Annotated in this window: 16 protein-coding genes; 10 read left to right on the forward strand and 6 right to left on the reverse strand. The window is 64.5% G+C overall.

The features are described 5' to 3' along the window. Window positions 1-146 precede the first annotated feature (146 nt). The 3 genes from AC1Q5W_RS08560 to AC1Q5W_RS08570 all read left to right on the forward strand — a co-directional run bounded on the left by AC1Q5W_RS08560 (window position 147) and on the right by AC1Q5W_RS08570 (window position 3634). Complete coding sequence (locus AC1Q5W_RS08560) at window positions 147-1145, forward strand: hypothetical protein (protein ID WP_492644794.1); 999 nt, start codon at window positions 147-149, stop codon at window positions 1143-1145. Window positions 1146-1391: 246 nt separating this feature from the next. Further along, window positions 1392-2363 (forward strand): pseudouridine synthase, encoded by a 972-nt coding sequence (locus tag AC1Q5W_RS08565; protein WP_492644793.1) that lies wholly within the window; start codon window positions 1392-1394, stop codon window positions 2361-2363. A 20-nt stretch (window positions 2364-2383) separates the two neighbouring features. Next, a complete protein-coding gene (locus tag AC1Q5W_RS08570; protein ID WP_492644792.1) occupies window positions 2384-3634 on the forward strand; it encodes an esterase/lipase family protein in 1251 nt (416 codons plus the stop codon). A 33-nt stretch (window positions 3635-3667) separates the two neighbouring features. Here the strand turns inward: AC1Q5W_RS08570 and aqpZ are convergent, their stop codons facing one another. Next, window positions 3668-4363 (reverse strand): aquaporin Z, encoded by a 696-nt coding sequence (aqpZ, locus tag AC1Q5W_RS08575; protein WP_492644791.1) that lies wholly within the window; start codon window positions 4361-4363, stop codon window positions 3668-3670. Between the two features lie 135 nt (window positions 4364-4498). On the opposite strand from aqpZ, the gene htpG reads away from it, so the two are divergent. From htpG to AC1Q5W_RS08600, 5 genes are all read left to right on the forward strand, one after another. Beyond that, window positions 4499-6502, forward strand: coding sequence for a molecular chaperone HtpG (gene htpG / locus AC1Q5W_RS08580; protein ID WP_492644790.1), 2004 nt, complete (start codon window positions 4499-4501; stop codon window positions 6500-6502). 209 nt (window positions 6503-6711) lie between these two features. Beyond that, on the forward strand, window positions 6712-7692 hold the full coding sequence (locus AC1Q5W_RS08585) for a DctP family TRAP transporter solute-binding subunit (protein WP_492644789.1): 981 nt from the start codon (window positions 6712-6714) through the stop codon (window positions 7690-7692). Window positions 7693-7753: 61 nt separating this feature from the next. Next, window positions 7754-8236 carry a TRAP transporter small permease gene (locus AC1Q5W_RS08590; protein ID WP_492644788.1) on the forward strand — a complete coding sequence of 161 codons (483 nt, stop codon included), beginning with the start codon at window positions 7754-7756 and terminating at the stop codon, window positions 8234-8236. Beyond that, window positions 8233-9537: a TRAP transporter large permease gene (locus AC1Q5W_RS08595; RefSeq protein WP_492644787.1), complete on the forward strand. Its 1305-nt coding sequence runs from the start codon at window positions 8233-8235 to the stop codon at window positions 9535-9537. The genes AC1Q5W_RS08590 and AC1Q5W_RS08595 overlap by 4 nt, the downstream gene beginning before the upstream one ends. An 84-nt stretch (window positions 9538-9621) precedes the next feature. Next, a complete protein-coding gene (locus AC1Q5W_RS08600; RefSeq protein ID WP_492644786.1) occupies window positions 9622-10371 on the forward strand; it encodes an MgtC/SapB family protein in 750 nt (249 codons plus the stop codon). A gap of 28 nt (window positions 10372-10399) precedes the next feature. On the opposite strand, the gene AC1Q5W_RS08605 is transcribed toward AC1Q5W_RS08600, so the two are convergent. Both AC1Q5W_RS08605 and AC1Q5W_RS08610 read right to left on the reverse strand, forming a co-directional pair. Then, window positions 10400-11896 carry a M48 family metalloprotease gene (locus tag AC1Q5W_RS08605; RefSeq protein WP_492644785.1) on the reverse strand — a complete coding sequence of 499 codons (1497 nt, stop codon included), beginning with the start codon at window positions 11894-11896 and terminating at the stop codon, window positions 10400-10402. A 5-nt stretch (window positions 11897-11901) separates the two neighbouring features. Beyond that, a complete protein-coding gene (locus AC1Q5W_RS08610; protein ID WP_492644784.1) occupies window positions 11902-12624 on the reverse strand; it encodes a hypothetical protein in 723 nt (240 codons plus the stop codon). A gap of 145 nt (window positions 12625-12769) precedes the next feature. On the opposite strand from AC1Q5W_RS08610, the gene dbpA reads away from it, so the two are divergent. Both dbpA and AC1Q5W_RS08620 read left to right on the forward strand, forming a co-directional pair. Next, entirely contained in the window at window positions 12770-14167 is a 1398-nt protein-coding gene (gene dbpA, locus AC1Q5W_RS08615; RefSeq protein WP_492644783.1) for an ATP-dependent RNA helicase DbpA, read from the forward strand. Between the two features lie 151 nt (window positions 14168-14318). Beyond that, complete coding sequence (locus tag AC1Q5W_RS08620; RefSeq protein ID WP_492644782.1) at window positions 14319-14555, forward strand: hypothetical protein; 237 nt, start codon at window positions 14319-14321, stop codon at window positions 14553-14555. Window positions 14556-14648: 93 nt separating this feature from the next. Here AC1Q5W_RS08620 and AC1Q5W_RS08625 read toward each other — a convergent pair whose 3' ends face one another. The 3 genes from AC1Q5W_RS08625 to AC1Q5W_RS08635 all read right to left on the reverse strand — a co-directional run bounded on the left by AC1Q5W_RS08625 (window position 14649) and on the right by AC1Q5W_RS08635 (window position 18511). Further along, the gene (locus AC1Q5W_RS08625) at window positions 14649-16241 is read right to left on the reverse strand and encodes a glycerol-3-phosphate dehydrogenase/oxidase (RefSeq protein WP_492644781.1); all 1593 of its coding nucleotides are present in this window, start codon (window positions 16239-16241) and stop codon (window positions 14649-14651) included. 144 nt (window positions 16242-16385) lie between these two features. Then, window positions 16386-18116 (reverse strand): ABC transporter substrate-binding protein, encoded by a 1731-nt coding sequence (locus tag AC1Q5W_RS08630; protein ID WP_492644780.1) that lies wholly within the window; start codon window positions 18114-18116, stop codon window positions 16386-16388. 86 nt (window positions 18117-18202) lie between these two features. Then, window positions 18203-18511, reverse strand: a complete 309-nt coding sequence (locus AC1Q5W_RS08635; protein ID WP_492644779.1) for a DUF2160 domain-containing protein — start codon at window positions 18509-18511, stop codon at window positions 18203-18205.

Consider the following 18511-nt stretch of genomic DNA (forward strand, 5'->3'; position numbering starts at 1 on the left):
AGAAGTCACGGCTGCCGAATATTTTGCAGAACTCACCCAATCGGGGGATAGGCAGACGGGGCTACATGCACGAGAATTTTTGAACTGCGCGCGTCGGCCAAAGGCAAGGGAAGCGTTCGCGCAAGAACAATCAATACATCATCGATATGAAAAAAAATCAAAGTCTGCTGCGAATGGTTGTCGCGTTGGTACTTGCAACGCTGTCCATGGAGTCCAACTCCGGAGACCTTTTCACAGACAGGACCCCGGCTGATTTCGTCAAGGGATCTGCATTTGTGAATGGAACCACCATGGGTGATTACCCGATATTTACGGGTAGTGAAAACTGGAAGTTGGCGAGTGTGACATCAAGAGAATCAAATACCTTGCGTGATGCCACATCGACAACGTATGGCACGGTCATACTGGAACAAAAGGAACCCAACGGCGATTGGTTTGCGTTTTTGAACCTGACGACAGATATCGCTGGAGCTGGTGGTGGCAAATATGTATCCGGCAGCCCTTGTGCAGGCATACACATGGTGGCCATCAACAAGGGAAGAGGTTACGACGACAACTGCCTGACCATTGACGCACATAGCGTCCAGGCCGGAACCCGCCTGGGGACTTATTTTTCCGTGAAGGTTATTCAAACCCGCATCGGGGGACGTTTATACACCCTTGGTCTTGGATTGAATGCAGAGTTGCTGGGCTTTCGTGAGACTTCAGCGGAAGACTGGAATAACCCAGATGCACTGGAGTCCTCACCGAGCCGCAAGAAGTTCGTGCAGAAACTTCAGCAGTGGGGGGAGTTGCTTCAAGCAGCAACGGACAAGGCTATTGATTATTCAAAGCCCAAAAATGCGTTTGACGGCATCCCGTCGTACAGAGCCTTGCTGCCCGTCCCGAGTGACTTGGCTGATGGCACGTTTTCGCAGAACTTCATCAGTGCAGTCGAGTCAACGAGATTCAAACCAACTTTTCGAGCAATAGCCTATTCCAAAACCGCGGCGGGCACGGTGCGCTGGAGAAATGACTACGGTAGCGGAAGCCAGGAAGTGGCAGACAAACTGGCGCTGGAGGCCTGTGAAAAAGGTCGCGCCGCAAATGCTCCGCCGTGCAAACTTTATGATCTGGACAAGACGCCTTCCAAGGCAGCACTTTGAGCCCGGATTGCCTTCCCCAATAGAAACAAAACCGCCAGTTCATCCCTAAAGTCCGGTGACGGGGTTTGCGGGCGCAGTCGCCATGCGTGATTGCCACGGAACGCGCCTACCCGCCACGGCGTTAACGTAAAGCCCCCCCCGGGCACCAGCCCGGCCCACCCAGGCGGTATGCACGGACAATTCAGGTATCTAATTGACCTGAAGCCCCCGTAAAATGTGCGCAAGCAGCTACAAAAGATATAGCAGATGAACACCCCTTCCGACAACGGCAAGCCGCCGCCCGCCTTCCGCCGCGCCGCACCGCCCCCCGGCCGTGCACCGGCCACCCGTGCCCCCATTCCTGCGGGGCAGACCAACACCGCGGCCATGGGGCCCAACGGCACCATGCGCCTGAACAAGCGCATGGCCGAGCTGGGCATGGCCTCGCGCCGCGAGGCCGACGACTGGATCGCCAAGGGTTGGGTCAAGGTCAACGGCAAAGTGGCCGAGATGGGCATGCAGATTGCCCCCGACGCCCGCATCGAAGTCACCCAGCAGGCCAAGGGCGCGCAGGCCAACCAGGTCACGATCCTCATCAACAAGCCGCTGGGTCTTGTCAGCGGCCAGGCCGAAGACGGCCACCTGCCGGCCATCACCCTGGTGCAGCCGCAAAACCGCTGGGCCGAGGACAACGCCCGCTTCTTCTTCCACCCCAGCCAGCTCAAGAGCCTGGTGCCAGCCGGCCGGCTGGACATCGACTCCACCGGCCTGCTGGTGCTGACGCAGGACGGCCGCGTGGCGCGCCAGCTCATTGGCGAAGACTCGGTGATGGAAAAGGAATACCTGGTGCGCGTGGCCTACACCGGCGTGGAGAACCCGGCCGCGGCGACCTCGCCCGCCGCCACCTACGGCGGCAAGGCGCAACAGCTCATGCGCATTGACGATGACGACCCCATCACCAGCGACGTGCAGTCGGTCTTTCCCGCCGACAAACTCAGGCTGCTGCGCCACGGCCTGAGCCTGGACAACCAGCCCCTCAAGCCCGCCAAGGTGGAATGGCAGAACCCCGAGCAACTGCGCTTTGTGCTCACCGAAGGCAAGAAGCGCCAGATCCGCCGCATGTGCGAACTGGTGGGCCTCAAGGTCGTGGGCCTCAAGCGCGTGCGCGTGGGCAACGTGATGCTGGGCAACCTGCCACTGGGTCAGTGGCGCTACCTGCAGCCGCACGAGCGCTTCTGACCCGGCGTCCCCAAGCCGCCATGCCCGCCAAATCCCTCAAGCACCTGCGCCCGTCCGACCTGCGTGCCGTGGCCCAGCTGGCCACCCAGGCCACCCAGGGCGTGGCCCGCATGGCCGAAGGCGTTCACCAGTCGGTCTGGAGCAGCCTGGGCGTGCCCGATGGCGGGCCAGGGCAGGCCCGCGGCCTTACCGGGCTGGTGTACCGCACCCTGCACGGCGTCACGCAGTGGGTGGGCAAGGGGCTGGACGCCACCTTTGCCAAACTCGAACCCCTGCTGGAATCGGCTCTGGATGCGCCCGCCGAGTCGCCCCAACGCGAAGCCATTCTGGCCGCCCTCAACGGCGTCATGGGCGACCACCTGGCGGCCCACCACAACCCGCTGGCCACGCCCATGACCCTGCGTTGCCAGGGAAAGGTGCTGGACGCCCCTGCCCCCGTGGCGCTGCCCGGGGCCACCGGCAAGATCCTGCTGCTGATCCACGGCCTGTGCATGAACGACCTGCAGTGGCACACCCACCCCCAGGGCGACCAGGCGCCCGGCGTGGACCACGGCGCCGCGCTGGCCGCCGCGCTGGGCTACACCCCCGTCTACGTGCGCTACAACACCGGTCTGCACACCTCCGAAAACGGCCATGCCCTGGCGGCCCAGCTGGAACAGCTGCTGGCCCAGTGGCCCGTTTCGGTGCAGGAGCTCAGCGTGCTGGCCCACAGCATGGGCGGACTGGTCACGCGCAGCGCCTGGCACTACGCCCGCCAGGACGGCCTGCGCTGGCCGCAGCACCTGAAAAACATCGTGTTCCTGGGCACGCCCCACCACGGCGCGCCGCTGGAGCGGGCCGGCAACTGGGTGGACACGATCCTGGGCAGCACGCCCTACACCCGGCCGCTGGCCAAGCTGGGGCAATTGCGCAGCGCCGGCATCACCGACCTGCGCTACGGCCACGTGCTGGATGCAGACTGGGTCGGCCGCGACCGCTTCCGCCGCCAGCCCGACAGCCGCCAACCCCTGCCCTTGCCCGAGGGCGTAGCCTGCTACGCCATTGCCGCCACCGCGGCCGCCAAGCGCAGCCCGCTGGCCGAGCGCGTGATCGGCGACGGCCTGGTACCCCTGCCCAGCGCACTGGGCCAGCACCCCGACCCGCGGCGCCAACTGGCGTTTGCCCCCGACGCGCAGTGGATTGCCTACCGCACCCACCACATGGAGTTGCTCAGCAGCGCTGCGGTGACACAGCAGCTGCTGGCCTGGCTGGGCGCGCAACCGGCCACCTGACGGGCCCTTCCGCCCGCCGGGGCGGGGGCGCGCCTACTCGTCCGCCAGCAGCAGGTTGTAGACCACGGCGCCCAGCACCGCGCCGGCAATGGGCGCCACCCAGAACAGCCACAGGTCCCCCAGGGCGCCATTCTGCGCAAACAGGGCCGGCCCGGTACTGCGCGCCGGGTTGACCGAGGTGTTGGACACCGGGATGGACACCAGGTGGATCAGCGTCAGGCACAGGCCGATGGCTAGGCCCCCAAAACCGCCGGCAGCCCGCTTGGCGGTAGCGCCCAGGATGACCACCAGGAAGATGGCCGTCATCACCACTTCGCACACCAGCACCGACAGCATGCCGAACTGGCCCGGCGAACGGGCACCGTAGCCATTGCTGGCAAAGCCGCCCACGCCGTTGAAGTCGGCCTTGCCGGAAACAATGAGGTACAGCACGGCGGCGGCGGCCACCGCGCCCAGCACCTGGGAGACGATGTAGCCGGGTAGCTCCGCGGCGGAGAACCGCTTGCCCACCACCAGCCCGACGGACACGGCCGGATTGAAGTGGCCGCCCGAAATCGGGCCCAGGGCGTAGGCGCCCGTGACCACGGTCAGACCAAACGCCAGGGACACGCCCAACAAGCCGATTCCCACACCGGGAAAGGCGGCCGCCAGTACCGCGCTGCCACACCCGCCCAAAGTCAGCCAGAACGTGCCGATAAACTCGGCTGCCCACTTTTTGGAATTTTGCATGTCGTGCTCCAGTCGTGCAAAGGGTTGAAATACCATCCACGAACCCCATCTCGGGGGATGCCGCTGTCGCTCGATTGACGGCACCTGCCGAGAAGCTTGGGCAGTTTTCCTATTTTTTACAAGTGTTTTCGCATCATGACCAAACAAACCCTTTCCTTTCAGGCCGAAGTCGCGCAGCTGCTGCACCTGGTGACGCACTCGCTGTACTCCAACAAGGAAATTTTCCTGCGCGAACTGGTCTCCAACGCGTCGGACGCCTGCGACAAACTGCGTTTTGAAGCCATCAACGACGGCGGCCTGTACGAGAACGATCCCGAACTGAAGGTCCGGGTCACCTTCGACAAGGACGCCAAGACCCTGACCATCACCGACAACGGCATCGGCATGAGCGCCCAAGAAGCCATTGACCACCTGGGCACCATCGCCAAGAGCGGCACCAAGGACTTTGTGAGCAAGTTGAGCGGCGACCAGAAGGCCGACTCCAACCTCATCGGCCAGTTCGGCGTGGGCTTCTACTCCGGCTTCATCGTGGCCGACAAGATCACCGTGGAATCGCGCCGTGCTGGCATGAAAGAGACCGAAGGCGTGCGCTGGGTCAGCGGTGGCTCGGGCGACTTCGAGGTCGAAACCATCACCCGGGCGGCGCGCGGCACCAGCGTCATCCTGCACCTGCGCGAAGACGCCCTGGACTACACCCAGAGCTGGAAGGTCAAGGGCATCATCGCCAAGTACTCCGACCACATCAGCCTGCCCATCCAGATGGAAAAGGAAGAGTGGAAAGACGGCGAGCTGATCAACCCCTCCGACGAAAACGGCGGCCGCCAGCCCGGCGCCATGGTCAAGACGGGCGAGTGGGAAACCGTCAACAAGGCCAACGCCATCTGGGCGCGCGCCAAGAAGGACGTCACGCAGGAGCAGTACGACGACTTCTACAAGCAGATCAGCCACGACTTCGAAGCGCCCCTGGCCCACACGCACAACCGCGTGGAAGGCAGCACCGAATACACGCAGCTGCTGTACATCCCCGGCAAGGCGCCCATGGACCTGTACAACCGCGAGAAGTCGGCCGGCGTGAAGCTGTACGTCAAGCGTGTGTTCATCATGGACGACGCCGAGGCGCTGCTGCCAACCTACCTGCGCTTCGTGAAGGGTGTGGTCGACTCCGCCGACCTGCCGCTGAACGTGAGCCGCGAGTTGCTGCAGGAGAGCCGTGACGTCAAAGCCATCCGCGAAGGCTGCACCAAGCGCGTGCTGGGCATGCTGGAAGACCTGGCCAAGCACGACCAGTTGCCGGCCGCCGCTACCGAAGGGGCTGCCAAGTCCTCAGACGGCGTCACCGACGTGCTCAGCGCCGAAGACAAGGCCGAGGCAGAAAAGAACGCCGGCAAATACAGCAAGTTCTACGCTGAATTTGGCGCCGTGCTGAAAGAAGGCCTGGGCGAAGACTTCGGCAACAAGGAGCGCCTGGCCAAGCTGCTGCGCTTTGCCAGCAGCACCACCGACACCGTGAGCGTGTCCTTTGCCGACTACAAGGCGCGCATGAAGGAAGGCCAGGAGGCCATCTACTACATCACCGCCGACACCCTGGCGGCCGCCAAGAACAGCCCGCAGCTGGAAGTGTTCAAGAAGAAGGGCATCGAGGTCCTCTTGATGACCGACCGCGTGGACGAGTGGGCGCTGAACTACCTGCACGACTTCGACGGCACGCCGCTGCAGTCTGTCGCCAAGGGCGCAGTCGATCTGGGCAAGCTGCAGGACGAAGCCGAGAAGAAGGCCGCCGAAGAGGCTGCCGAAGCCTTCAAGCCGCTGCTGGCCAAGCTCAAGGAAGCACTGAAGGACAAGGCCGAAGACGTGCGCGTGACCACCCGTCTGGTCGACAGTCCTGCCTGCCTGGTGGTGCAGGACCACGGCATGAGCACGCAGCTGGCGCGCATGCTCAAGCAGGCCGGGCAGGCTGCGCCCGACGTGAAGCCGGTGCTGGAAGTCAACGCCGAGCACCCGCTGGTGAAGAAGCTCGACGGTTCGGTGCATTTCCACGACCTGGCCCACATCCTGTTCGACCAGGCCCTGCTGGCCGAAGGCGGCCTGCCCGCCGATCCGGCCGCCTACGTCAAGCGGGTGAATGCCCTGCTGGCGTAATTTCTTGCACAAACGGGGCTAAAAGCCCCGTAGTATTTGCGCAGACAGCTATCAAAACAATAGCTGACGCAAGACCCTCAAACCCCGTGGCCTTCCGGCTGGCGGGGTTTTTTGTTGGGCGCAGCGAACGGTATGATGGAACGCGATTCCAGAAACACCTGTTCCACGCCGTGGCCCCCGCCACTGCGCCACCTATCTGAGGAGACACAATGAAACCCATTTCCCGCACCGTCACCAGCGTCGTCTGCGCCGTCGGCCTTCTGCTGGGCCTGCCCGCCCTTGCCGCCGAGAAAGTGAACATCGGCGTCGTCACCGGCCCGACCTTTGTGCACACCGTGGCAGCGCAGAAGTTCAAGGAAGAACTCGACAAGGCCCTGCCCGGCAAATACGACGTCATCGTGCACCACTCTGCCGCACTGGGCAGCGAGACCCAGGTCCTGCAGCAGCTCCAGCTGGGCACCGTGCAGATGAGCGTGTGCACCACCGGCCCGGTCGAAGCCTTTGTGCCCGAGATCAAGGCCCTGGAAATGCCGTTCCTGTTCAGCTCCTACGAAGCGTCGGACAAGGTGCTGGACGGCCCCATCGGCCAGGACCTGCTCAAGCGCTTTGACAAGGCGGGTCTGGTGGGCATGCACTTCCTGGACAACGGCTTTCGCAACGTCACCAACTCCAAGCACGCCGTCAACGGCCCCGAGGACCTCAAGGGCATGAAGATCCGCACCATGGAGTCGCCAACCCACCTGGCCATCTGGCGCGCCATTGGCGCCAACCCGACGCCCATGGCCTGGCCCATCACCACCCAGTTGCAGCAGGGCGTGCTCGATGGCCAGGAGAACCCGATCTCCGTGATCTCCGCAGGCAAGCTCAACGACGCGGGCCAGAAGTACCTCTCCATCACCCGCCACGTGTACTCGGCGCTGGTGTTCGTGGGCAGCAAGCCCTTCATGGACAAGTTGCCCGCCGCTGACCGCAAGGCGTTCATGGAGGCGGCCAAGGCAGCCTCCCTGGCCGGCCGCCGCTATGTGCGCGACAACGAAGCCAGCCAGCTGGCCGCACTGAAGGCCGCTGGCATGCAGGTGGTCGAGAACCCCAACCTGGCCGCTTTCCGCGCCAAGACCGAACCGGTCTACGCGTCCCTGAGTGGCGACACCAAGAAAATCGTCGACGAGATCCGCAAGACCGTCAAATAAACGGTTGGTGAACACCCCCGGCGTGGCGCCTGTCGTCACGCCGATTTTTTTTGGAGCACCCATGCGTCTCAATCAACAGCTGCAGTCCGTCAGCGAACGGGTCAATGGCCTGGTGGAAAAAGTCCTGCTGGTGGCCGGCGTCGCCATTTCACTCATCCTGTTTGTGCAGGTACTGGCGCGCTACCTGGGCGAATCGCTGAGCTGGTCGGAAGAGGTCGGCCGCTACCTGCTGGTCGCCACTACGTTTCTCGGCGCCACCGTGGCCTACAAGCGGGCCCATTTCATTGGTCTGGCCGGCTTCGGCGCGCGCTTCGGACGGCTGGTGGAGCAGATCATCGTGCGCGGCCTGCAGCTGCTGACCTTGGGCTGCTTCGGACTGATCACCTGGTTCGGCACCATCTACACCGTGAACGCCTGGGATCAGACCTCCACCGCCGTGCAGATGCCCATGTCGTTGCCCATCGCCGCGGTACCGCTATCGGGCCTGATCTTCCTGCTGCACATCCTGGCTGACATGACCAAACCCAAGGCGGCGACACCATGATCATCGTCCTGCTGTTCACCCTGATGTTCCTGCTGATGGCGCTGGGCCTGCCCATTGCGCTGGCCATCGGCTTGCCCGCCATCGGGCTGATCGTCACGCCCGGCGTATTCCCGGACACCGTCACCCTGGCCGCGCTGGGCCAGACCGTGGTCCAGCAGCTGTTCTCCGGCGTCGACTCCTTTGACCTGCTGGCCGTGCCCTTGTTCATGATTGCCGGCTCCATCATGGAAGTCGGTGGCATCTCACGGCGCCTGATCGACTTCTGCAACAGCCTGGTGGGCTGGGCGCCCGGCGGGCTGGCGGCGGCGGCCATCGTGGCGTCGATGATCATCGCCGGCATTTCCGGCTCGGCAGCGGCCGACACGGCGGCCATCGGCGCGGTGGTGATTCCGGCCATGATCCGCCAGGGCTACCCGCCCGCGTTTGCCGCCGCCGTGGTGGCCGCCGGAGGCTCGATCGGCATCATCATTCCGCCCTCGATTCCCATGGTCATCTTCGGCTTCATGACCAACATTTCGATCTCGCAGCTGTTTGCCGGCGGCATGCTGGTGGGCGTGCTGCTCGGGCTGTCCTTCATCATCGTGGCGGTCACCATTGCCTGGCACAAGGGCTATGGCGAGCGCGAGCCCTTCAGCTGGCGCAAGGTAGCCGCAACCGGCAAGGCCGCCATCTGGTCCATGGGAGCGCCCGTGGTAGTGCTGGGGGGCATTCTGTCGGGCGTGGTGACGGTGACCGAAGCCGCCGCGCTGGCCGTGTTCTATGCCCTGCTGGTGGGAACGGTCATCAACCGCGAGCTGGCCTGGAAAGACCTGCCAGGCCTCATCGTCCGTTCCCAGGTGGCTGCGGGCGGCATCCTGTTCATCATCGCCATGGCCAAGATCTTTGGCTGGCTGCTGGCCATGCAGCAAGCGGCCCAGCTGCTCGATGTGTTCGTCAACTCGCTGTCGCTGCCACCCGTGGGCCTGCTGCTGCTGGTGATGGCCATGCTGCTGGTGGTGGGCTGCGTCATGGAGACGACTGCCGCCCTGTTGCTGCTGGTGCCGGTGCTGGCCGTGCTGACGCCGCAGATGCAGGTGGACCCGGTGCAATTTGGCGTGCTGGTGGTGGTGAACCTGGCCATCGGCATGCTGACGCCCCCGGTGGGCATCTGCCTGTTCGTGAGTTGCAGCATTGCCGGCGTCACCTTGGGCAAGATTTCACGGGCCGTGATGCCGCTGGTGCTGGTGGCGCTGCTGGACCTGCTGATCGCCGCGCTGTGGCCGCCACTGACCATGTGGCTGCCCTCCCTGTTTTACCGCTAGACCGCTTTCAAACTGGTCTACCATGGATAGCTGTCAGCGCCGGCGCCACCGGCACTGACGGCTATTTTTATTGAAAGAACCACCATGACCCCGTTGAGTCCGACCTACATCAGTGCGTTCTGGTCGCTGCCCGTCATGGAAGTGAACTTCCTGATTTTCATCAACCTGCTGGGGGCGCTGCTGCTGGGCCTGCTGGTGGGATACGAGCGCTCCTACCACGGGCGCGCCGCCGGCATGCGCACCTACGGCCTGGTCTGCATGGCCTCGGCGGCCCTGACCGTGTTCGCTGGCTACCCCGGCTTCTGGTGGGGCGGCGCGGCCCCCGGCATGGCGCCGGTGGACCCGACCCGGGTGGTGCAGGGCATCGTGACCGGCGTGGGCTTTCTGGGCGCCGGCGTCATCATGAAACAGGGCCTGAACATCAACGGCCTGACCACGGCGGCGTCCATCTGGGCATCGTCGGCCATCGGGGTGCTGGTGGGGCTCGGCTTCTTTGTCGCCGCCGTCCTGCTGGCGCTGCTGTCGGCGTCGCTGATGATGTGGGGCCCCAAGCTGGAGGCGCTGCTGCCGTCGCGCCACGCCATGGGCGTCACGCTGAGCTTCAAGGCCGGCTTTGAACCCAGCGAGGCGGAACTCAAGACCACGCTGCAGCACTGGGGCTTCTTCATGGCCGAGGGCTCGCTCAATATTGCCAACGCCGCCACCACCACCTGGCGTTTCGTGATGGTGGCCAACAAGAGCCACCCCCAGCCCAACTCCCTGTTTGATCTGTCGCGCCAGCTGCGCCAGCTCGACGGGGTGGACACGCTGCAGATCAGCCACGCCCGCAACTGACCCGCCGGCTCCCGCTGGCGGCTAGCGGCTAGCGGGGCGCCACCACCTTGACCAATTGCCCCGGCGCGGGCTCGCCGCCGCCGTAGTAGCCGTTCATCAGGCGCAGCTGCGCCTCCGGGGCTTCCACTGGCGAACTGCGGGCCAGCTCGGCAAAGCCGCCCTTGGGGTAGGCCACCGTCTTGATCACCCAGGGCCGCGCCGCGCTGCGGTCCTGCGCCGTCATGGCCCGAAAACTCTCCTCGGCCGTGCGCAAGGCCGTGCGCGCGCGCTGCAGCGCCGCCGCGTCACGCGCGCCCCACTGCAGCAGGTAGGTGTTGTTGCCCGGACCGCTGATCACCGTGGCCTCGATCGGCTGCACCTGCCCTTGCGCGTTCTGGCGCCCGCCCGAAAAACGGGTGGCCTGCAGGCCGTTGATCACCGCCCCTTCGGTACGGCCCTGCGTGGGCTTGAGCAGGGTGCGGATGATGGCTGCCGGGTCGCGGCCCGCCTGGGCCGGCACCAGCCGCAGCACCAGCATGGCGTCGCGCGCGGTGTTGACGAGTGCCAGCTGGTCGGCCGTGTTCTGGAAATGCCAGCCCGCCGGCGCGGTCAGTGCAATGCCCAGCGGCACATGGTAGAAGTTGTGTCCGCGGCTCAGGCCCTGGTCGGCGCTCTCGCCAAAGGCCAGCCCCTGGATGGCCTTGAGATACCGGGCGCGCCCCTCGTCGCTGTAGTTGCCCTTGTTGTACTGGTTGGCCAGCTGGGTGATGGCCTGCAGGCGCTGGTCGTTGGACGGGTGCGACGCCAGCCAGCCGCCCTGGGCCGGCGGGGGCAACCCCTCGGCCCGGGCCTGGTCGGCTGCAAAGCGCTCCTGGTTCTTGAGCACGGTGATCACGTCCACCATGTGGTGCGGGTCGAAGTTGTTGCGCGCCAGGTACTCGGCCCCCAACCCGTCGGCCTGCAGCTCCTGCTCGCGTCCGTAGGAGGCAATGTAGCCCGCCGCCACCGATTGCGACACCTGCCCGGCCAGCTGGCCCGCGCCGCTCAGGCCCTGGCTCTCCAGCACCGCGCCCAGCACGGTGGCCGCCAGCACGCCCAGGCCGGCGTTCTGCTCGCTAGTGGCGCGCTGCGCGCCGTGGCGCGCGGTGACGTGGCCAATCTCGTGGCCCACCACGCCAGCCAGATCGGCCTCGCTGTCCACATAGGCCATGAGGCCGCGGGTGACATAGACAAAGCCCCCGGGCAGGGCAAAGGCGTTGATCTCCGGGCTGTCGAGCACGGTGAAGTGCCACTGCAGCTGCTTGCGGTGCGACTGGGCGGCCAGCTTCTGGCCCAGGGTGTTGACGTAGGCCTGCACCGCCGGGTCGGGGTAGGCGCCATATTCCTGCAGCACCTGCTGGTGGGCTTTCTGGCCTTCGGCCACTTCGGTGGCCTCGTCCATCACGGTGCGTTCGGCCTGGCCGGTCACCGGGTTGACCACCGTGGTGCCGCAGCCCGCCACCAGCAGGGCGGAGGAGAGTACGAAGTAGGCGAGTTTTTGTTTCATGGGAATTACTGAAGACCAGCCGGAACGGGCGCCTTGGGCTCCCACTTCACCAGCTCTTCCACCGATCGGTTGAGAAGGTTGTTGTAAATACTGCGATCCTGGTACTCCGTGCGCACGATGCGTTTCACCGCAGGCGCAACCCACGATACCCGCCTGGCCGAGCCGGTATAGCTCTGCGTACCGGCTACCAGTTGCCAATGCCCGACAAACTTCAGCTTGTAGGCATCGAACTGCCCTGCCGGCGTGGTGACCTTCTCAAACGATTCCACGGTGACATCAAACTGGAACGCGCTGCTGCCGTCGACGGAGGGCCAATCCACGTTGTACGTCTTGCCCACAAACAGCGGATACTGAATGTCATCATCCATGGCCAGACGCTCGCTGTAGCGATACCCGGGCTGCACGGGATGGGGATTGCGCTGACTGGGGGCGTTGTATTCGAAGAACTCCGTGACGCCACCGCGTTGGAAGTCATAGCGCATGACCCAGGATTTTCGCCAGGGTTGGGGGGCTTGCGATTCGCCGTACATCCAGCCCGACTCACCATCGGCTTTGAATACCTGGTTCGTGTAGGTGTAAGGCTCTCGATGCTCGCCCATGTCCTCGTAGGAGTAGGTCCATTTGTCACCGATGTCCAACTTGGGGGCCTCAAAGGACTGCGCATGAACGGCGCCGCCCCATACAGCGGCAACCGCGATCGCCGAAACGAAGAAATGATGGATACGCATGGCGTACGCTCCCTTTTTGAAGATACGGCTCTCGTGAATGTAGTCACTTTTGCGTCGCACGCGAAGACGGGTGGGCGCCACCTACTATAAATCCGCAGGCCGCGGGTGAGCCAGGCCTCGCAGTGCCTGCGCCGATAATCGGGGCATGACTGCTTTCGCCAACCTCCCCCTCACCCCCGCCACGCTGGCCAACCTGCAGCAGCTGGGCTACCAGGAGATGACGCCCATCCAGGCCGCCAGCCTGCCCGTGGCCCTGGCCGGCAAGGACCTGATCGCCCAGGCCCAGACCGGCAGCGGCAAGACCGCCGCCTTTGCCCTGGCCCTGCTCGCCAAGCTCAACCCGCGCTGGTTTGCCGTGCAGGCCATGGTACTGTGCCCCACGCGCGAACTGGCCGACCAGGTGGCGGTGGAAATCCGCCGCCTGGCGCGCGCGCAGGACAACATCAAGGTCATCACCCTGTGCGGCGGCATTGCGCTGCGCGGCCAGCGCGCCAGCCTGGAGAACGGCGCCCACATCGTGGTGGGCACGCCGGGGCGCATCATGGACCACCTGGAGCGCGGCTACCTGACGCTCGAAGGCCTGAACACCCTGGTGCTGGACGAGGCCGACCGCATGCTGGACATGGGCTTCTTCGACGACATCGCCACCGTGGCGCGGCAGTGCCCGCCTGCGCGGCAGACGCTGCTGTTCTCGGCCACCTACCCCGAAGGCATCGAGAAACTGGCGCGCCAGTTCATGCGCGAACCCCAGCGCGTGGAAGTGGCGCCCCCGAAGACCGAGCGCCTGATCGAGCAACGCTTCTATGAAGTCACCCGCAGCAACCGGCTGCAGACTGTGGGGGCCCTGCTGCGCCATTTCCGCCCGGTGAGCACACTGGCCTTCTGCAACACTAAGCAGCAATGCAAGGACCTGGTGACCCTGTTGCAGGCCGAGGGCTTCTACGCCCTGGCGCTGTACGGCGAACTGGAGCAGCGCGAGCGCGATCAGGTGCTGGCGCAGTTTGCCAACCGCAGCTGCTCGGTGCTGGTGGCCACCGACGTGGCCTCGCGCGGGCTGGACATCACCCAGCTCGAAGCGGTGATCAACGTCGACATCACGCCCGACCCCGAAGTGCACGTGCACCGCATCGGCCGCACCGGGCGCGCCGGGGCATCGGGCCTGGCCCTGAGCCTGGCGTCCATGAACGAGATGGGTGCCGTGGGCAAGATCGAACAGTACCAGGGCAGTCCCTCGGTCTGGTTCAAGCTGGATGAACTGACTCCCACCGGCACGGGGCCGTTGCAGCCCCCCATGGTGACGCTGCAGATTCTGGGCGGACGCAAGGAGAAAATCCGCCCCGGCGACGTGCTGGGCGCGCTGACCAGCACCGAAGGGGGGCCAGCCTACACGCGCGAGCAGATCGGCAAGATCCAGGTCACCGAGTTCTGCACCTTTGTGGCCGTGGCCCGCGACGTGGCCGCCCAGGCCTGCGCCAAGCTCAACGCCGGCAAGGTCAAGGGCAAGAGCGTCAAGGTTCGCCTGCTGTCGCTGACCGACCAGTAAGGCGCGAGCCCCGCGGACGGGGCCCGCCCTGTAAGGCAAATTCCTACGCGGTTTCCATCCCTTTGCCGACTCCAGTTCCTGTGCCGGGTGGCTACAGTTGTCTCAAGCGCCAATGCATCTTGCAGCGCACCGATTTCACCGGAGACGCACCATGACCCACACTGCCCTGTCCCTGAACCCCTTCAGCCTGATGATGGAACCCGAGCTGGTTCTGCAGACCATGGAACGCTCGCAGCAGCTGCGCGGCCTGCGCCGCCACAAGCTGCGCCCACTGGACAAGCCCCTGATTCCGTTCACCGCCGAAGCCCTGGCCAGCCGCGCCGCCTACGACGCCGCCATCGATGCCGAAGACCTGGAAGCCCAGGCCGACGCCTACCTGCTCAACTGAGCCCCCCGTTTTACCCTGCATTTCAGGCGACAGGCGCCGTGGAATGCGCGTAGACAGCTATCAAAACAATAGCGTGTCCGCGCCCTGACCGCCTCAGGGCAGGGTCTGGTAACGCTGGGCCAGCGCCAGAAAGTCAGCCACCGGCACTGGTATGCCCAGCTCGTCGGCCAGCACGGCAGCCACTGCCGGCGCCGCCTGCGCGGCTTGCGCAGCGTCCAGAAACAGCAGCCGGCTGCGCCGCGCCAGAACGTCTTCCACCGTGCGCGCATATTCATAGCGCGCCGCAAAGCGCACCATGGCTTCGCTCACGTGCGGCGCCAGCCAGTGGGTATTGCCGGGCAATTGCTCCAGCCAGACGCGCTCCTTCCCATACAAATGCGCTCCCGGCGGCTCGCTGATGCGGATGCACTCCGCACCCACCGGCGGTGCCCCCACCAGGCGGTGCCCGGCGGTACGGGCTGCGGACAGCGTGGGCAGCAAACCCGACGCCTGGCATGTCTCCAGCACGTCTTCGGCCATGGCCCGGTAAGTCGTCCACTTGCCCCCCGTCACCGTGACCAGCCCCGAGGCGCTGACCGCCACCGTGTGCTCGCGGCTGATGCCCTGGGTGCTGGCGCCGTCGTCCTCCGCCGGCCGGACCAGCGGGCGCAGGCCCACCCAGATACTGCGTACATCGCCCCGCTGTGGCGCGCGCTGCAGGTAGCGGGCAGATTCATTCAGGATGAACGCCACCTCGTCGGCAAACGGCTCCGGCTCGCGTGCGAGGTCGTGGCGGGGTGTATCGGTGGTTCCCAGAATGACCTTGCCCAGCCACGGCACGGCAAACAACACCCGGCCATCGGCCGTCTTGGGCACCAGCAAGGCGTGGTCACCGGGTAAAAATTCGCGGTCCACCACCAAGTGCACGCCCTGGCTGGGTGCAACGATAGGCGTGCTCGCCCGGCCGCACGCCGCGCCGTCGCGCGCACGCAGGGCATCCACCCACACCCCGGTGGCGTTGACCACGCAGCGGGCCTGAATGTCGATGGGGGCGCCGGTTTCGCTGTCACGGCAGCGCACACCCACCACCCGGTCGGCCGCATGGATCAGGTCCACCGCCTCGCAGTAGTTCACCAGCAGCGCCCCCTGCTCGGCGGCGCTGCGGGCCAGCACCAGCGCCAGACGGGCGTCGTCGAACTGGCCGTCCCAGTACTTCACGCCACCGCATAAATGCTGCGGGTTGACCGTGGTCAGGCAGGCGCGGGTCCGGGCAGGGCCGAGGAACTCGGTGGGACCCAACCCGGCCTTGCCCGCCAGCACATCGTAGGCCTTCAGGCCCACACCATAGAAGGGCGACTCCCACCAGTGGTAGGACGGCATGACGAATGGCAGGGGCTGCGCCAGGTGGGGCGCGTTGTGCAGCAGGCGGGTGCGCTCGTGCAGGGCTTCGCGCACCAGGGCGATGTTGCCCTGCGCCAGGTAGCGCACGCCACCGTGCACCAGCTTGGTGGCGCGTGAAGACGTGCCCTTGGCAAAGTCGTGCGACTCCACCAGCACCACGCGCAGGCCCCGCAAGGCCGCGTCCAGCGCCACGCCCAGGCCGGTGGCGCCGCCACCGATCACCGCCAGGTCGTACGGGTGGGGTAGGGCCAGTTGCTCCAGCAGCCTGGCGCGTTGTGTCAAAAGAGGTTCTGAAATTTCACTCATTTTCCTGTGCGGCTTGCAGCGCGCTCCCTCGGTCCGATACCGACCGTTTCAAGCAGTGCGCCAACACCTGCTGGCGCACCGGTCTGTTGCAGCCAGTTGCCGCACGTACGGCAACTGGCTTTTCACACACTCCAGCAAAAGCGCTCAGCGGACTTTGCCGTCCTTCCAGGCTTGCAGCAACTTGTCGTAGTTGACGGTTTGGCCTTGGGGTTTTTCGTTGGCCAGCTTGGTCCACGGTGCACCCTTGTTACTCAGCCACTTGGAGGGATCGCTCTTGGCATTGAGCTTGGGTGCGCAATGCGCCATGCCCGCACGCTCCAGACGGCCCATGACCTGATCCATCTCTTCCGCCAGGTTGTCCATGGCGGCTTGCGGGGTTTTCTCACCCGTCACCGCCACCGCCACGTTTTTCCACCAGAGCTGCGCCAGCTTGGGGTAGTCGGGCACGTTGTTGCCGGTGGGTGTCCAGGCCACGCGGGCCGGACTGCGGTAAAACTCGATCAAACCGCCGTACTTGGCTGCATTTTTGGTGAAGTACTCGTGGCGGATGTCGCTGTCCCGGATGAAGGTCAGCCCCACGGCGCTCTTCTTGGCCGAAACGGTCTTGGCCGTGATGAACTGTGCGTACAACCAGGCGGCAGCGGTCTTGTCCGCATCGTGGTTCTTGAAGAAGGTCCAGGAGCCCACGTCCTGGTAGCCGTTTTGCATGCCCTGCTTCCAGTAGGGCCCGTTGGGTCCCGGGGCCATGCGCCACTTGGGTGTGCCATCGGCATTCACCACCGGCAGACCTTGTTTGATCATGTCGGCAGTAAAGGCGGTGTACCAGAAGATTTGCTGGGCGATCTGGCCTTGCGCAGGCACCGGACCGGCCTCACCGAAGGTCATGCCAGAGGCTTCCTTGGGCGCGTACTTCTTCATCCAGTCCACGTACTTGGTCAGTGCGTACACGGCTGCGGGCGAGTTGGTGGCACCACCGCGTGACACGGACGCGCCCACCGGCGTGCACTTGTCCGCCGCAACGCGAATGCCCCACTCGTCCACCGGCATGCCGTTGGGAATGCCCACGTCGGCCGTACCGGCCATGGACAACCAGGCATCGGTAAAGCGCCAGCCCAGCGAGGGGTCTTTTTTGCCGTAGTCCATGTGGCCGTAGATCGGTTTGCCATCGATCATCTTCACGTCATTAGTGAAGAACTCGGCAATGTCTTCATAGGCACTCCAGTTCAGCGGCACGCCCAGTTCGTAGCCGTACTTGGCTTTGAACTTGTCCTGCAGGTCCTTGCGGGCAAACAGGTCGGCGCGGAACCAGTACAGGTTCGCAAACTGCTGGTCAGGCAACTGGTACAGCTGGCCGTCAGGGGCCGTGGTGAAGCTGGTGCCGATGAAGTCTTTCAGATCCAGGCCAGGATTGGTGAACTCTTTTCCGGCGCCCTTCATGTATTCGGTGAGTGACAGAATTTTGCCGTAGCGATAGTGGGTTCCAATCAGGTCAGAGTCGGAAATCCAGCCATCGTAGATGCTCTTGCCCGATTGCATGGAGGTCTGCAGCTTCTCGACCACATCGCCTTCCTGGATGATGTCATGCTTGACCTTGATGCCGGTGATCTCTTCGAACGCCTTGGCCAGCGTTTTGGACTCGTACTCGTGCGTAGTGATGGTCTCGGACACCACTGAGATTTCCTTCACTCCCTTGGCCTGCAACTTCTTGGCTGCGTCCATGAACCACTTCATCTCGGCCATCTGCTTGTCTTTCGAAAGCGTCGAAGGCTGAAATTCATTGTCGATCCATTTCTTGGCCTCAGCTTCTCCAGCATGAGCGAACTGCCCAGCAGCCAGAGCCGCTGCCAGCGCAATCGCTGTGTACCGCATCTTCATAGCGTGTCTCCTCAAGTGCACATCCCCGGTTTTAGTAAAAGGTGTCCGGCTCCGGGGAATGGATGAGCCGAATTCCCGTTTGAACATCAGCCTTTACCCATGACCAGGGCCAAGAGTCCCATGGAGAGCACAAAGCTGATCCATACGGATGGCTCGCTGTCCAGACTGAGCAGTTCTGCCAGTCGGCCGCTGACGCCAACAAAAATCAGATTCGTGTAGGCCGCCGCCAGCAGCCCCACAAACAGGCGGTCCCCCCGCGTGGTCTTCATGGGCAGGAAACCCTTGCGTTCCACCGTGGGCGAGCGAATTTCCCAGACGGTCATGCCCGCCAGCATCAACACGATGGAGATAAAAAACACGGCGACCGGCAAGGTCCAAGCCATCCATTCCAGCAT

This window comes from Rhodoferax sp. MLSD5-FHT05B10 (assembly GCF_058793415.1).

Bases quoted from the DNA above. Each gene is read 5' to 3' on its own strand.
- AC1Q5W_RS08560 (WP_492644794.1), top strand. From the start codon at position 147: ATGAAAAAAAATCAAAGTCTGCTGCGAATGGTTGTCGCGTTGGTACTT.
- AC1Q5W_RS08565 (WP_492644793.1), top strand. From the start codon at position 1,392: ATGAACACCCCTTCCGACAACGGCAAGCCGCCGCCCGCCTTCCGCCGC.
- AC1Q5W_RS08570 (WP_492644792.1), top strand. From the start codon at position 2,384: ATGCCCGCCAAATCCCTCAAGCACCTGCGCCCGTCCGACCTGCGTGCC.
- aqpZ (WP_492644791.1), bottom strand. From the start codon at position 4,363: ATGCAAAATTCCAAAAAGTGGGCAGCCGAGTTTATCGGCACGTTCTGG.
- htpG (WP_492644790.1), top strand. From the start codon at position 4,499: ATGACCAAACAAACCCTTTCCTTTCAGGCCGAAGTCGCGCAGCTGCTG.
- AC1Q5W_RS08585 (WP_492644789.1), top strand. From the start codon at position 6,712: ATGAAACCCATTTCCCGCACCGTCACCAGCGTCGTCTGCGCCGTCGGC.
- AC1Q5W_RS08590 (WP_492644788.1), top strand. From the start codon at position 7,754: ATGCGTCTCAATCAACAGCTGCAGTCCGTCAGCGAACGGGTCAATGGC.
- AC1Q5W_RS08595 (WP_492644787.1), top strand. From the start codon at position 8,233: ATGATCATCGTCCTGCTGTTCACCCTGATGTTCCTGCTGATGGCGCTG.
- AC1Q5W_RS08600 (WP_492644786.1), top strand. From the start codon at position 9,622: ATGACCCCGTTGAGTCCGACCTACATCAGTGCGTTCTGGTCGCTGCCC.
- AC1Q5W_RS08605 (WP_492644785.1), bottom strand. From the start codon at position 11,896: ATGAAACAAAAACTCGCCTACTTCGTACTCTCCTCCGCCCTGCTGGTG.
- AC1Q5W_RS08610 (WP_492644784.1), bottom strand. From the start codon at position 12,624: ATGCGTATCCATCATTTCTTCGTTTCGGCGATCGCGGTTGCCGCTGTA.
- dbpA (WP_492644783.1), top strand. From the start codon at position 12,770: ATGACTGCTTTCGCCAACCTCCCCCTCACCCCCGCCACGCTGGCCAAC.
- AC1Q5W_RS08620 (WP_492644782.1), top strand. From the start codon at position 14,319: ATGACCCACACTGCCCTGTCCCTGAACCCCTTCAGCCTGATGATGGAA.
- AC1Q5W_RS08625 (WP_492644781.1), bottom strand. From the start codon at position 16,241: ATGAGTGAAATTTCAGAACCTCTTTTGACACAACGCGCCAGGCTGCTG.
- AC1Q5W_RS08630 (WP_492644780.1), bottom strand. From the start codon at position 18,116: ATGAAGATGCGGTACACAGCGATTGCGCTGGCAGCGGCTCTGGCTGCT.
- AC1Q5W_RS08635 (WP_492644779.1), bottom strand. From the start codon at position 18,511: ATGCTGGAATGGATGGCTTGGACCTTGCCGGTCGCCGTGTTTTTTATC.